Annotated in this window: 11 protein-coding genes; 5 read left to right on the top strand and 6 right to left on the bottom strand. The window is 72.1% G+C overall.

Annotated elements, in window-relative coordinates; genetic code table 11:
- The coding region (locus ACTOQ2_RS27925; protein WP_440103495.1) for a TCP-1/cpn60 chaperonin family protein at positions 1–201 on the top strand (201 nt) is incomplete at its 5' end.
- Between the two features lie 137 nt (positions 202–338).
- Here ACTOQ2_RS27925 and ACTOQ2_RS27920 read toward each other — a convergent pair.
- Positions 339–2,360 carry a HelD family protein gene (locus tag ACTOQ2_RS27920; protein WP_440103493.1) on the bottom strand — a complete coding sequence of 674 codons (2,022 nt, stop codon included), beginning with the start codon at positions 2,358–2,360 and terminating at the stop codon, positions 339–341.
- 137 nt (positions 2,361–2,497) lie between these two features.
- Here ACTOQ2_RS27920 and ACTOQ2_RS27915 point away from each other — a divergent pair, with 137 nt between their 5' ends.
- A complete protein-coding gene (locus ACTOQ2_RS27915; protein ID WP_440103492.1) occupies positions 2,498–2,815 on the top strand; it encodes a hypothetical protein in 318 nt (105 codons plus the stop codon).
- Positions 2,816–3,035: 220 nt separating this feature from the next.
- On the opposite strand, the gene ACTOQ2_RS27910 is transcribed toward ACTOQ2_RS27915, so the two are convergent.
- The 3 genes from ACTOQ2_RS27910 to ACTOQ2_RS27900 form a co-directional block, all read right to left on the bottom strand.
- Entirely contained in the window at positions 3,036–4,682 is a 1,647-nt protein-coding gene (locus ACTOQ2_RS27910) for a DNA repair helicase XPB (protein WP_440068963.1), read from the bottom strand.
- Between the two features lie 278 nt (positions 4,683–4,960).
- Positions 4,961–5,542, bottom strand: coding sequence for a DUF4190 domain-containing protein (locus tag ACTOQ2_RS27905; protein WP_440103490.1), 582 nt, complete (start codon positions 5,540–5,542; stop codon positions 4,961–4,963).
- 309 nt (positions 5,543–5,851) lie between these two features.
- Positions 5,852–8,287, bottom strand: a complete 2,436-nt coding sequence (locus ACTOQ2_RS27900) for a helicase-associated domain-containing protein (protein ID WP_440103489.1) — start codon at positions 8,285–8,287, stop codon at positions 5,852–5,854.
- Between the two features lie 145 nt (positions 8,288–8,432).
- On the opposite strand from ACTOQ2_RS27900, the gene ACTOQ2_RS27895 reads away from it, so the two are divergent.
- Positions 8,433–10,232: a hypothetical protein gene (locus ACTOQ2_RS27895; RefSeq protein ID WP_440103488.1), complete on the top strand. Its 1,800-nt coding sequence runs from the start codon at positions 8,433–8,435 to the stop codon at positions 10,230–10,232.
- A 43-nt stretch (positions 10,233–10,275) separates the two neighbouring features.
- On the opposite strand, the gene ACTOQ2_RS27890 is transcribed toward ACTOQ2_RS27895, so the two are convergent.
- A complete protein-coding gene (locus ACTOQ2_RS27890) occupies positions 10,276–10,899 on the bottom strand; it encodes a TetR/AcrR family transcriptional regulator (protein WP_362841208.1) in 624 nt (207 codons plus the stop codon).
- A gap of 337 nt (positions 10,900–11,236) precedes the next feature.
- Here ACTOQ2_RS27890 and ACTOQ2_RS27885 point away from each other — a divergent pair, with 337 nt between their 5' ends.
- Complete coding sequence (locus ACTOQ2_RS27885; protein WP_440068954.1) at positions 11,237–11,866, top strand: HAD family hydrolase; 630 nt, start codon at positions 11,237–11,239, stop codon at positions 11,864–11,866.
- 90 nt (positions 11,867–11,956) lie between these two features.
- Positions 11,957–12,355, top strand: coding sequence for a cold-shock protein (locus tag ACTOQ2_RS27880; protein ID WP_344744291.1), 399 nt, complete (start codon positions 11,957–11,959; stop codon positions 12,353–12,355).
- 172 nt (positions 12,356–12,527) lie between these two features.
- Here ACTOQ2_RS27880 and ACTOQ2_RS27875 read toward each other — a convergent pair whose 3' ends face one another.
- Entirely contained in the window at positions 12,528–14,168 is a 1,641-nt protein-coding gene (locus tag ACTOQ2_RS27875; RefSeq protein WP_440103486.1) for an MFS transporter, read from the bottom strand.
- Positions 14,169–14,223: the final 55 nt, after the last annotated feature.

The raw sequence follows: 14,223 nt of genomic DNA, 5'->3' as shown, positions 1-14,223 counted from the left end.
GGCCTCAACGCCGCCACCGGCGAGTACGTCAACCTGTTCGAGACGGGCATCATCGACCCGGCCAAGGTGACGCGTTCTGCGCTGCAGAACGCGGCGTCCATCGCGGCGCTGTTCCTCACCACCGAGGCCGTCATCGCCGAGAAGCCCGAGAAGGCCGGAGCCGCCCCCGCCATGCCCGGCGGCGGCGACATGGACTTCTGAGTCCACGCGCTTTCGAAAAAGAGGCGACCCCGAAGTGCCGGGGCCGCCTCTTTTTGTTTCCGTGCTCCTTGGCGTCGTACCCAGTCCCGATGCCGTACCCCGTCGCCCGGTGCGACGGCCCGTACGCGGCCCCGAGGCTAGCCGAGCTGCGCGGGCAGCGGCCTGGAGTGCAGGACGGTCAGGGAGGTGACCGCGCGGGTCAGCACCACGTAGAGGCGGGCCAGACCGCGAGGTTCGGCGTCGACGATGTCGGCGGGCTCGGCCACGATCACGTGGTCGTACTCCAGGCCCTTGGCCAGGGACGCCGGGACGACCAGGAGGCGGTGGTCCTCGACCGTGTCGGGGCTCAGCACCCGATGCTCCAGGTGAGCCAGGGCCTTGGACACGGCGCCCACCGAGGCGTCGGGGACGATGACGCCGATCGACCCCTCGCGGGCGAGCGCCTCCTCGGCGGCGCGGGCCAGCGACGCGGCCAGGTCGGGCGCCGGGCGCACCGACAGGGAGCCCGCGCCGGGCCGCAGCGACCGGGGAGCGGCCAGGTCGGGGGCGACGGAGGGCAGCAGCCTGGCCGCGTAGTCGAGGACCTCCCGGGGCACCCGGAAGCCGAGGGTGAGCTCGGCGACCGCGCCGTCCTCGAAGCCGAGATGGGTGAGGACCTCCTTCCAAGAGCGGGCGGACCAGGGAGTGGTGCCCTGCGCGAGGTCGCCCAGCACGGTGGCCGAGCCGGTGCGGCAGCGCCGCCCCAGGGCCCGCAGCTGCATGGCCGACAGGTCCTGGGCCTCGTCCACGACCAGATGGCCCAGCGGGACGGTCCGCTCGATCATGTCGGCCAGCTCGTCCATCAGCGCGCCGTCGGCCGCCGACCACTTGGCCGAGCGGAAGGACTTGGCGGGCTTCGCCCACAGCAGCAGCGACTGCTCCTCGGCCGTGAGGTCGTCCTTGGCCGCGGCGGCGAGGAAGGCGGGGTCGCTGAACAACCGGTGGAGCACCTGCTGCGGGGTCAGCTTGGGCCAGACCAGGTCCACGAGCTGCCTGACCGGCTTGGACCTGGCCACCGCGTCCTGCACCCGGTCGTCGGGCGACTCGCCGCGCTGCTCCATCCGGACGAGCACCAGGTGGGCGAGACGCTGGGCGAGCGTGGCGCGCCCCGGGCCGTAGCGGGTGGTGCCGCGCAGGGCGGCGACGATCTCGCGGACCTCGTGGTCGGCCACCCGGTAGCGGTTGATCCCCTTGGTGAACAGCACGCCCTCGGTGGGCTTGACGACGTGCATCCACAGGGCGCGCCCGAGCACGGGGACGATCCTCGCGTCACCCTTGATCGTGCTGGTGGCGGGGTCCTCGGGGGCGGAGTGGTCGCCGAGGATCCCGGCGGCCGTGGTCTGGTCGACCTTGACCTCGCCCAGGGCGGGAAGCACGGAGGAGATGTAGGAGAGGAACGCCCGGTTCGGGCCGACGATCATCACGCCCGACCTGGCGAGCCGCTCGCGGTGGGTGAAGAGCAGGTAGGCCGCCCGGTGCAGGCCGACGGCGGTCTTCCCGGTGCCGGGGGCGCCCTGGACGCACACCGTCCGTCCCAGGTCCGAGCGGACGATCTCGTCCTGGTCGGGCTGGATCGTCGCGACGATGTCGCGCATCGGCCCCGAGCGCGGGCGCTCGATCTCCTCGGTGAGGATCCTGCTCTGGGCGAGGGCGGCGCCCCCCTGGTCGAGGCGCTCGTCCTCGTAGGCGGTCAGGTCGCCGCCCCGGTAACCGAACCTGCGGCGCAGCGCGACGCGCATCGGGTCGGACGGGCTGGCCTGGTAGAAGGCCCGCGAGACCGGGGCCCGCCAGTCGATGACCAGGGGGCGGCTGCTGTCGTCGTGGACGTGCCTGCGCCCGACGTAGACCGTACCGGGAAGGTCGTCTCCCGCCTGGCGGTCGAGGCGGCCGAAGAACAGCGGCGTGCCGGAGTGGTCGGCGAGCGCCTCGACGCGCTGGTCCAGCAGCGCCTGCAGGATCTGCTGGGAGACCCAGTCTCCGGCGGCGTCGGAGGAGAGGGAGCGGGCGTGCTCGCGCATCGCGCGGAGCGCCGCCCTGGAGGTGGCCAGGTGCTCGCGCTCGGCGGCGAGAATCCGGGCGGGATCGTCGGTTATGTCGGGGGCCAATTGATGTGCGGGCACGCTGAAGCGCCTCCCATTCGATAAACGGAGGTGGTGGTCATCGGGCAGCGAATCGACCAGCTTAGCGGCGACTCACCCCCGTCTCAAAAGGATTAACGCCGGACTGGAAAGCGGCGGTCGCGGGTATCCCAACGGTCGTGCGGATCTCCCCTGTCATACCGGCCGTCGCCAGCCTTCTCCTGGCCGCGCTCTGGGGATTCTCGGTGTTCGCGGGCTGGGGGTTCGAGGCCTTCTGCTCCGACCCCGGCTGCGTGGCCGGGCTGGCCGGGGTGGTCAGGCTGTCGTCCCTGTTCGCGGTGGTCGCGGCCTGTTGCACGGTGGCCGCCCTGCTGGCGCCGGGGAGGCGCGACGCCGGAAGTCGTTTCACCGCGCTGATGACCGCCGCGGTGATCGCCTGGGTGGTCGCGGAGGGCGTTCTCTTCGCGGGCGGCCTGATCGTCCGATCGTCACTTTGATCGTCGGGTCGCCACCCCGATCGTTCGGTAGTCGATCTGCCACTCTCCGTCATTCTCTGGAGAAATAGCGAAAAAGCGCGGCAAACATGGTGACTCCCTCAGATCATGGGGGTATGTCGCCAGTGGCCGCCGAGGCCTAGCGAGGGGGTGGTTTGTTTGTCGAAAGCCCGCGGGATTTCGTGGACCTGACACAAATTGACGACGTGTTCGCCATGTGAGTTCATTCTCCGGCGAGCACGTCGTCCGCGTCGATGATCTGGTACGCGTACCCCTGCTCGGCCAGGAACCGCTGCCGGTGGGCGGCGAAGTCCTGGTCGACCGTGTCACGGCTGACCACCGAGTAGAACCGGGCCCCGCCACCGTCGGCCTTCGGCCGCAGCACCCGGCCCAGCCGCTGCGCCTCCTCCTGCCGGGACCCGAAGGTGCCCGACACCTGGATGGCCACCGCCGCCTCCGGCAGGTCGATGGAGAAGTTGGCGACCTTGGAGACGACCAGGACCTGGATCTCCTTGTCGCGGAACGCCTGGAAGAGCCGCTCCCGCTCCTTGACCTTCGTCTCCCCCTTGATCACCGGCGCGTTCAGATGCTCGCCGAGCTCGTCGAGCTGGTCGATGTACTGCCCGATGACCAGCACCTGCTCGTCCAGGTGCCGGCGGACCAGCGCCTCGGTCACCCGTGTCTTGGACGGCGTGGTCGCGCAGAACCGGTAGCGCTCCTCGGACTCGGCCATCGCGTAGGCCAGCCGCTCCTCGTCGGTCAGCGTCACCCGCACCTCGACGCAGTCGGCCGGGGCGATCCAGCCCTGGTTCTCCATCTCCTTCCACGGCGCGTCGTACCGCTTGGGACCGATCAGGGAGAACACGTCGCCCTCCCTGCCGTCCTCGCGCACGAGCGTCGCGGTCAGGCCCACCCGCCGCCTGGCCTGCAGGTCGGCGGTCATCCGGAAGATCGGCGCGGGCAGCAGGTGCACCTCGTCGTAGACGACCAGGCCCCAGTCGCGGGCGTCGAACAGCTCCAGGTGCCGGTAGACGCCCTGCCTGCGGGTCGTCATCACCTGGTACGTGGCGATGGTGACGGGCCGGATCTCCTTCTTCGTGCCGGTGTACTCGCCGATCTCGTCCTCGGTCAGCGAGGTCCGCTTGAGCAGCTCCTGCTTCCACTGGTGCGCGGAGACCGTGTTGGTCACCAGGATCAGCGTCGTCGCCTTGGCCTGCGCCATCGCCGCCGCGCCCACGATCGTCTTGCCCGCCCCGCAGGGGAGCACGACCACGCCGGAGCCGCCGTGCCAGAACGCCTCGGCGGCCTCCCGCTGGTAGGTGCGCAGCTCCCAGCCGTCCTCGGTGAGCGCGATCGGGTGGTGCTCGCCGTCGACGTATCCGGCCAGGTCTTCGGCGGGCCAGCCCAGCTTGAGCAGGTGCTGCTTGATGTTTCCGCGCTCGCTCGGGTGCACCACCACGCCGTCGTCGCCCAGGCGCTCGCCCAGCAGCGGCTGGATCTTCTTGGCACGCAGGACCTCTTCCAGCACGGCCTTGTCGGTGCTGGTCAGGGCGAGCCCGTGAACCGGGTGCTTCTCCAGGCGGAGTCTGCCGTAGCGCGACATCGTCTCGGCGACGTCGACCAGCAGCGCGTGCGGCACGGGGTAGCGGCTGTGCGCGATCAGCGCGTCGATCACCTGCTCGGCGTCGTGCCCGGCGGCCCGCGCGTTCCACAGCGCCAGGGGGGTGATCCGGTAGGTGTGCACGTGCTCGGGGGCGCGTTCCAGCTCCGCGAACGGGGCGATCGCCTTGCGGCACTCCCCGGCCCGCTCGTGATCGACTTCAAGGAGCAGGGTTTTGTCCGATTGGACGATCAATGGTCCGTCAGTCACAGACTTCTCCCTTGGTCACCGCAGGTTACGGCGGATCAGCTCATGGTCGCACTCGTGGACGCCCGAAGGGTTGTCCCGCGCTCCCTGTATGCAACAGACGGGAACGTCCGGGCAGTCCCGTCCGGCCCGTCCGGTCTCCCGCGCCCGTCCGCCACCTGCCCGTACGTCGTGTGCCCGGTTCGCGCGCGCCCGCCCGTCGGGTGTCCGCCCGTCCGGACGTCCGGTCCTCGCGTGTCCGGTGTCGCGCGTACGGCTCCGGCGGGCGGTCCTCGGCATGGTCAGCTCGGGCCGAAGGCGCCGTTGAGGCCGGCGACGATGAAGAAGGCCACGCCCAGGACGAGCAGCACGATGTTGGCGCCGTTGCTGATCCAGGCCCACTTGAGCAGGTTCCGCGCGCTTCGCGGGTCGGTGTCGACCCTGCCCAGCGCGAGGCCCGACAGGATGGTGCCGATGATGCCGCCGGGGGTCGCGAAGCAGCTCAGCGCGAGCACGAGGCTGATGACCAGGGCGACGATCGCGTGCGTCCTGACGCCCTCGACCTCGCGGGACGGCGGCGCCCCGTAGCCCTGCCCGTAGGGCTGCTCGCCGTAGCCCTGCCCGTAGCCCTGCCCGTACCCCTGTCCATAGCCCTGTCCGTAGGGCTGGTCGGGATGGCCGGAGGCCTGGCCGTAGTCCGGGGCCTTGCCGTATTCGGGCTGACCGTACTCGGGCTGGACGTACTCCGGCTGGTAACCCTGCTGGGTCTGCTCGTAGCCGTACGGCTGCCGGTCGTGGCCCGGGGCCTGGCCCGGCCCCGTGGCGTAGGGGCTCTTCCAGTCGTCCGGGTTGGTGCTGGGGCCTTCGGAGTGACCGCTGCTCACTGGGGATCTCTCGCTTCTATGGAGCTCAGAACGTCAACTGTTATCACGATATGGGTCGTGAGCCGGGTGTCAGGGGCGAATGGACGTGGTCGCATCCCGGCGGCCGGAGCCCGGAGGAGACCCGGAGGGGGACCCTCGCGCCTTGGCGAGCGTCCCGCTGAACGACGCGGCGGACGGTGCGCCGCCACCGGACCGTCGGCCGAGCTCGTGGCGGCCCCGTTCCGGAACCCGAGACTACCTCGTGCTCTCGTCCGGCACACCGGGGCCGCACGGGCTTTCCGGCCCCCGGCGGAACCGGCAGGGGGCGTCTCACACGATGTCGGCTATGCCGGTGATGCGGTGCAGGGCGAAGCGGTGCACCGCCGCCCGCGTCTCGTCGTAGGCGGTGAGATAGCCGCCCTCCATCCGGGCGGGTTCGAGGATCCGGCTGGTGGCGTTGCCCTGGGAGTCGAGGTAGCCGATCCAGACCTGCGATCCCTGCCGGATGGCCTCGCGAAGGGCGGTGATCGTGGCGGTGGCGGGGGAGCGCGGCACCTGGCCGCCGGGGGCGGCCACCGGGGCGCGGCGAGCCTGGTGCGCGGCGTCGCCCGCGCGCACGGCGCGCACGGCGGCCGCCACCACGTCGGCCTCGTGGCCGCTGAACGTGACCGGGGAACGGCCCGCGGAGGTGCCCTCGGTCCGGCGGACGTCGAGCTGGGTGATGATCACGTCACCGTCGAGCGACTCCGCCGCCGGGGCGTAGCCCATCGCGCGCAGCGAGTCGACCAGCGCCGGCCGGGAGGACTTGGAGGCGATCACCGTGGGAGCGAGTCGCCGCAACCGCAACGGGATCGCCCGCTTGTCGGCCATCACCTCGTCGAGCAGGGAGGGGTCGTCGCACCGCACGTACGCGCTCGCCGTGCCGACGCGCATCCGGCCGTGTCGCCTGGCCACGTCGGTGACCAGGTAGCTGAGCGGCTGCGGCACGGGTGTGGTCGAGTGGCGCTCCAGCATGGCCAGCAGCTCGTCGGCACCCTGCCCGGCGTCCAGTGCCCGCCGGATCGACCGCTCGTCGAAGCGGTAGACCGTCGCGCCGCCGGTCGACTCCACCTCGGCCGCCATCGCCAGCCACCGCCTCAGGTCGCCGGTGAGCGGCCCGGGGGCGACCGCGGTCAGGTCGGCCTGAAGGAGCACGTGGTCGAGCGGCTCGGGCAGCAGCGGGAGCAGCAGGTGGGCGGCGGACACCGGACGGCCGCCACCGCCCGGACCGGCCGGGACGGCCGAACCGCCGGCGCCGCCGGAGGAGTCGGGGAGCAGGGCGCGACCGTGGGCCGCGAGCGCCCCGAGCCCGGTGACGCCGATCTGCTCGGCCTCGCGCAACGTGAACTCCACCAGCTGGTCGCGGTGACCTCCGCGACGGCGGGGCTGCTCCCAGGCCAGGCGCTCGCGTACCGCGTCGAGGGTCGGCGCCACCCCCGGCGTCGAGGCGAGCATGCCCAGGGTCGTGGCGCGGACCTCGGCGGCGGCCGGGCGCCTCAGGTCGGGGTGGAGGGCGTTGAGCAGCCGGTCGCGCTCGTCGCGCTCGCCGATGACCCCCGGCACCCGGTCCATGGTGAGCCAGGCCGTGGCCAGCACCACCCAGCGGTCCTCCGTGGACTTCACCCGCCAGCCGTCGTAGACGGGGGTGGGCATCCAGTCGCCGTCGACGGTGCCGCCGGCCGCGATCAGCCCCGCCGCGTACGACACCTCAACCACCAGCCCGGCCACCCACTCGGGCAGGTCGAGCAGGCCCGCGGTCCGCTTGAGGTCGCGTACGGCCAGGCCGCCGCTGCGGAGCACGCCGGGCGGGTCGACGCTCCAGCGCTCGCACAGCTCCTCCACCGCTCGGGTGAACGTGAACGCCTGCCCGGCGGCCGTGCGGTCGGCGAGCCTCCGGTCGCGCTCGGTGCCCTCGGTCGCGGGCGGGACGGGGGACAGGTCCCGGTGGACGCGGCCGCCGCGCAGGAACAGGGCGACCTCGCGGGGCAGCACCACGGTCTCCTCGCCGGTGGCGGCGAGCAGGGCACGGGAGAGGAGCTGCTCGATCGGCGACTGCGCGGTGGCGGCCCGCACCTCGCGGCGGGCGTTGGGCACCCGGCCGCTGGCCGGGCCCCAGACCAGCTCGTTCAGCGCGGACCGCGCCTGCGGCGAGACCTCCTCGACCAGCCGTCCGACGATTTCCCCGTCGGCGAGCAGCGCGGCGAGCGTCTCCTTGGTGGCGCTCCCGGCGCCCTCGGCGCTCCCGGCGTCGCCCGTGACGTCCTGGACCAGCTCGGCCAGCCGCTCGGCGGGGTGGTGCCTGAACGCCTCCACGGCGGGCGGGCCGAGCCCCCCGGGGGCGTCGAGGACCTCCCGCACCCCGGGCGCCGGAGCCAGGGCGCGGTCGGGCCCGTAGATCAGGGCCATGGTGCGCAGCCGCTCGACCGTCTCCTTGAGTGCGTTTTGGAACGCCGGATCGGCCGGTCCTGGAAGGGCGCGGGCCATCTGGGCGCGCAGTGACCTGTAGGCGACCGGGCCGGGCAGCACGGCCAGCGTCTCCACGACCGCGAGCGTGAACCGGTCGAGCCGGTCGAGTGCCCTGCCCACCGCCGACGGGCTGCTCGCCCGCCCGGCCAGCCCTTCCAGGTGGGCGGGCACGGGGGTGATGAGCTCGGGTCGCACGGAGACGAGAGCCCGCAACCGGTCGTCGCTCCGGCCGCGCAGCCACTCGGTGAACTCCGTGCTCATTCCGCCAATGGTAGGAGGCTTGACCGACATCGCGCGGCCTGGGGGAATTCCGGGATCCCGCGAAGAGGACCGGCCGATCACGTGATGGACGGTGAATGGGGGAAGAAGCTCACGAGCGAGACGATGTCGAGAGAGGATGGCCAGTGTGATCGAGCGTGCGGACCAGCTCGTCCTGGACTACGTCAGCAAGGCGGCCGACGCGGCCCACGGCGTGCTGCCGCCGAGGCAGCGGATCGACTTCGTCGCGGTGCTGCGCAGGCGGATCGACGCCGAGCGGGCCGGAGTGGACGACCCCGCCGCCGTGGCGAGGGTCCTGGCCCGGTTCGGCGATCCGGCCGCGCTGGTCAGCCGCGAGTTGCGCCGCCTGGGGAGGGAGGCGCCCTCCCGGGCTTCGGAGAATCCACCGGGGCGCCCCGAGCCGCGGGTTTCCGAGAAGGGTGCCGGGGGTTCTCGGGGTTCCCGGAGCTCCGGGGGTTCCGGGGGCTCGCGTGAGGACTCCGGCACGGTTCCCAGGCCCCGGGAGGATTCCGTGGGGACCGCCGGTGGCGCCGGTCGCTCCACCCGCGCCACGGATCTCACCGTCACCTCAGCCGTCGATCCGGTGGTTGCCATGCCTCTCGCCGCCCCCACCCCGGAAGGTTCCGTCCCCGAGGACCGTGACCCCCCTCAGGGAGGGCACGTCCCCGAGGACCGCGACCTCATCTCCAAGGGGCCCGATCCCGAGGATCCCGCTCCCACGCCGCAGGATGCGGTCTCCGGCCCGGGCGGCCCCGGTCGCACACCGGAGGGTTCATCGTCTCCGGCCACCCCCGATCCAGCGGCGTCCTCGCCCACGCCCACGCCCACGCCGGGTGAGGCGGAGAAGGCCGGACGTGCCTCGTCGGCCGCCCGCGAGGGCACGCCGGGGGATCCAGGTCTCCTGCTCTCCCGCCGCCCCGTTCGGGGGCATCCGTACGCCTCGACGGGCGCTCGCCCGGATGCCGGCGAACCCGCGCGGGGCCATCGCACCCCGGACCGTCCCGAGCCGGAGCGCCCGGAGCCGGATGCTCCCGGGTCCTCGGCCTCGCGCGGGTCCAGGTGGGTGGAGCGGATCTTCCCGGCCCGTGCGCGGTCGTCATCGGCCGTCCCGGAAGAGGACGAGCCCGACATTCCCCCTGGTAGCCGCTCGGGAAGCGGGGGAGACGCCGCGGACGAGTGGGAGGACGCGGTGGAGAGCGACCCGCCGACCGAGGAGATCCCGTCCGTACAGGACCCTCTCCCGCCGCCGGTGGCACGGCGGGAGACACCGGAGCAGCCTCAGGAGCCGCAGGAATCGCGGGAGCCGCGGGGGGAGCGGGTGGAGGAGCCGAAGGGAGATCGAGCGGAGGCGCCGCGCGGGAGGCCGGGAGGCGTGGAGGGCCGCCAGGGGCTTCCGCCCGGCGTGGCCAAGGGGATGCGGGAGGCCGAGGAGCGGCTGGCCAGGAAGCAGGCGCGAAACCGGCCCGACTGGCTGCGTCGGCGACGCCCGGTCCGGTCGAGGGAGGACGTCGTCCCGGGCACCCAGGACGCCCGGACGATCCTGCTGGGCCACCGGCGCGAGACGATCGGTATGGCCCTGCTCGCCCTGGCCGGTCTGCTGATCCCCTTCCCGCTCGCCCCGATCGCGATCTTCGCGATCCCGGTGCTGGTCTGGGCCGTCGCGGCGCTCGTCGTGATCGCCTGCGAGAACTGGCACACCTCCGACAAGGCGCTCGGGCTGGCCGCTCCGATCGTGAGCTACTCCCTCGGTGGCGGACTGGTCGCTCTCGTGAGGGCCAGGAACGACCTCGGCACGGTGGTGGACGAGTTCTTCACCATCAGCGGGCTCATGTTCATGCTCGGTACGGCATGGGCCGTCTTCTGGCTGGCCTACCGCCTGCTCAATCCCCCGATCCCCGTGGGAAGGGGAGTCCGCCGGCCCGGGTGACACCGGTGGAGTCCTCCCGGTCCCCGAAGGGCCGCCGGGCCTGTCAGCCGATGGCCTGGACCGCCGGCCGGGGCAGCAGGCCGAGGGCGAGGCGCACCCAGGAGGCGACGAAGCGGTCGCGCTCCACGCGACCGGGAGGCTCACCCACGGTCTCCTCGAACAGCTGGTAATTGATCACCGCCCCGCCGAGTACGGCACCGATGGCGGGCCAGTCGGCGGCGGCTCCGGCGTACTCGGGCTGGGCGCGGAACCACATGGTGATCGCGTCGAACATCGGCTGCAGCAGACCTTCGCGTACGGTCACGACCAGCTCGGGGAACTGGCTCAGGTCGCGGAAGAAGACGCGCGTCAGCTGCCTCTCCTCACGGACCTTGGCCAGCCCCAACCCGCACAGGTGGGCCAGCCGTTCCTCGACACCGGTCGAGGTGTCGACGACGCTGAGCTCGGCCAGGGTCTCGGTGATCTGTGCCCGTGTCCTGGCGGCGTGCTCGTTCATCGCCGCGGCCAGCACCTCGTACTTGGACTTGAAGTGCCGGTAGAGGCCACCGGCGCCGGGAGACAGCCCGGAGGCGGCCTCGATCTCGGCCACCGAGGTCGCCGCGTAGCCCCGTTCGGCGAACAGGCGCAGCGCCTCGTCGATGATCCGTTCGCGCGTCGATCTGGTCATTCTCTGCCGATACCTCCTCCGTGACCTTATCCAGTGCCGCCTGGGCAGGGTCGCACCGCACCGCGGCGCGCCGCTTCCCGCCCGTGCCGAAGGACCCGCAGGTCCACCCACGGACAGGCCCGTGTACCGGTCCACGAAAACCTGTCCCGGGGGCCGGTCTCCCGGAGAAGTGCAGGAGAGGGACGCGCACTCACCTTCCGGATAAGGAAATCTTTTCGTGAAGGCTTCCACGGCGAGGGGTCTCATGTACAACGCTTAGGATTAGCCATGTTTAGGGTGATTTGGCATTCTTTGAGGGCTTCTCGGAGAATCCTCTTTGCGAAGCCGACAAGGAGCGGTGAGTGACCTGATGAACTCCGTGGGATTCGACCTCGATCTGACGCTCGCCGACACGCGCGCGGGCATCGCCGCCGTTTACGACGAGGTGGCGCTGCGTACCGGCGTCTTCATCGACAGCGTCGCCGTGGTGGCCAGGCTGGGGCCGCCGCTGGAGTGGGAGCTGGCCAACTGGATGCCCGCCGAGGAGGTCCCCGCGGCCGCCGACGTCTACCGGGAGCTGTACCCGTCGATCGCCATCCCGGTCACCACCCTCATGCCCGGCGCGCGCGAGGCCGTCGAGGCCGTACGGCGGGCGGGGGGCCGGATCGTCGTCGTGACGGGGAAGAACGCCCGCGACGCGGCGAGTACGGTCGAGTTCCTCGGCCTGGAAGTGGACGAGGTCGCCGGGTCGGTTTTCGGGGCGGCCAAGGGTCCGGCCCTCGCGACTTTCGGCGCCGCCGCATATGTTGGAGATCATGTCGCGGACATCGACGCGGCACGAGCGGGGGGAGTCGTCAGCGTGGCGGTGGCGACGGGTGTCTATCCGGTGGGAGAACTACGTGATCACGGAGCTGATGTGATCCTGGGTGACCTGACCGAGTTCGTCGAATGGTTCGACGGCTGGCGAACCCCCGCCACTCCTGTGTAATTCGGGCCCCAATACACGGTCGCCCTCGGCGCCCGCGGGGCATAACCTACATCCATTCCTTTTCACGACAGTCTGAACGAGGTCACCCCTGTGCCGAGTGGCAAGGTCAAGTGGTACGACGCCGACAAGGGATTCGGCTTCCTCACCCGCGACGACGGCGGCGAGGTCTTCGTGCATTCTTCCGCGCTACCTTCCGGCGTGGATTCCCTCAAGCCGGGCCAGAAGGTCGAATTCGGCGTGGCCGAGGGGCGCCGTGGCCAGCAGGCGCTCTCGGTCCGAGTGATCGACCAGCCCCCCACTCTCGCCAAGACCGCCAAGCCCAAGGGCAAGCGTAAGAAGCCCGACGAGATGGTCGTCATCGTGGAGGACCTGATCAAGCTTCTGGACACGGTCTCCACGTCGTACCAGAGGGGCAAGCAACCCGAGGCCGCGCACGCGAAGAAGATCGCCGCTGTGCTCCGGGCCGTCGCCGACGACCTGGACGACTGACCCCCGCCGACCGCCCGCCGGTCGGGCCGATCTTCCGTGCCCGTTCCGCGGCTCAGCCGTGCGGGTCCAGGCTCTCCTCGAACGCCGAACGCCGAACGCCGAACGCCGAACGCCGAACGCCGAACGCCGAACGCCGAACGCCGAACGCCGAACGCCCGGAGACCCTCGCGGTTCAGCCGTGGGGGTTGGTGAGCGGTCTGGTCCGCTTCTCCGTCGGGGGGTCCCCGTGGTGCACGACCGCGGTGGTCGTCCCGGCGGGCCGCGGCCTGGCCCGCTCCTCCGGCGTCGCGTCCCGCGAGGGCCGCTCTCCGTTCGTCGCGGGGTGCGGCCCGGACGGGGCGGGACGCGATTCCCTGGCGGCCTCGACCCTGGCGTCCACCTCGCGGACCCGCCTGCGGCGGCGTACCAGCAGCCAGCCGAGCGAGCCGGCCAGCACCACGGCCATCACGGCCAGCCCCGCCGACCCGCCCGCGAACAGCGAGAGCCAGAGCCCGACCAGGCCGCCCAGCACCCAGGCGATCTGCAGGAAGGCCTCCACCACCCCGAACGTGGACGAGCGCACCTCCTCGCCGATCTCCCGCTGCACGATCGCGTCCAGCGCGAGCTTGCCCAGCCCCTGGGCGAACGCGGCCACCAGCGCGACCGCCACCGCGCTCCACAGCTGGAAGACGACGCCCGCCAGTATCGTGATCGCGGTCGTCATGGCGAGCGTGCCCAGCACGATGACCTGCGGGGAGTGGTTGCGCACCCACGAGGCCACGGCGGTGCCCGCCAGCCCCCCGACCCCTGCTGCCACCGCCAGCACGCCGATGGCGACCATCGGCGGCAGGCCGGGCAGGTTCTTGTCCTGGACGAGGAAGAGCAGGTAGAAGAGCAGGAACCCGGAGTAGAGGCGGATGGCCACGTTGGCATGCATCGCCTCGGCCACCACCGGGCCCACGTTCAGCATCGTGCGCCAGCGGGGCGGCCGTTCCTCTCCCTCGTCGTCCAGCCCCTCCAGGTCGGGGGAGTCGATATGGCGCGGGAGCCGTACGGCCAGCACGCCCTGGAGCAGGAAGAGCACCGTCGCCCCGCGAAGCACCCACTCGGCGCCCAGCCAGGCGCTGGCGCCCGCGCCGATCGGCACCGCGACGCCCGCCGTGACCAGCGCGAACAGGGCGACCCGCGCGTTGGCCGTGACCAGCGCGATGTCGGCGGGCAGCACGCTCGGCATGATCGCCGCGCGGGAGACGTTGTAGGCCTTCGACAGCACCAGCACGGCCAGCGCCGCCGGGAAGATCGTGAACACGTCGCCGGGGACGATCGCCGCCGCCATCGCGAAGCAGAGCAGCCCACGGCCGAAGAGGGTCCCGGCCATCACGAAACGCCGCCCGGAGCGGAACCGGTCGAGGACCGGGCCGACGAACGGCGCGACCACCACGAACGGGATCATCGTGATCAGCAGGTAAAGAGCGACCTGGCCGCGTGCCTCGTTCACCGGGAGCTTGAAGAGGGTGCCGGCCAGGGCGGCGGTGACCAGGGCGTCGCCCGCGCTGTGCGCGGCGGTCAACTCGATCAGCTGGCCCAGCCCGGTGCGGCCCGCGCCCTGCGCGTGGGTCAGCCGCCGCGCGGCCCGGCCCGCCCGCTGGGTGCCGCTGACCGCTCCCCGGCCCGCCCGCGCCGTCGCCCGGCCCGCTCCCCTGCCGGCTCGCGCCGTCACCCGGCTCGTGCCGCGGCCCGCGCGCGCGGCGGCCCGGCCCGCGGCGGCGGCCCCGCCGACCCGCCGAGAGGCCTCGCCCACCGTCTTCCGCGCCCGTTCCCACCCAGCTGCCACGTATCCAGTCATACCCGAAGGGCGGGTGAGTTGTCCGGTGCGCTAGGTCACTCCG

This window comes from Streptosporangium sp. H16 (genome assembly GCF_051918855.1).
Classification (GTDB): Bacteria; Actinomycetota; Actinomycetes; order Streptosporangiales; family Streptosporangiaceae; genus Streptosporangium.
Note: the sequence above shows the minus strand (reverse complement) of the source record. Positions and strands in the feature narration are given on the sequence as shown.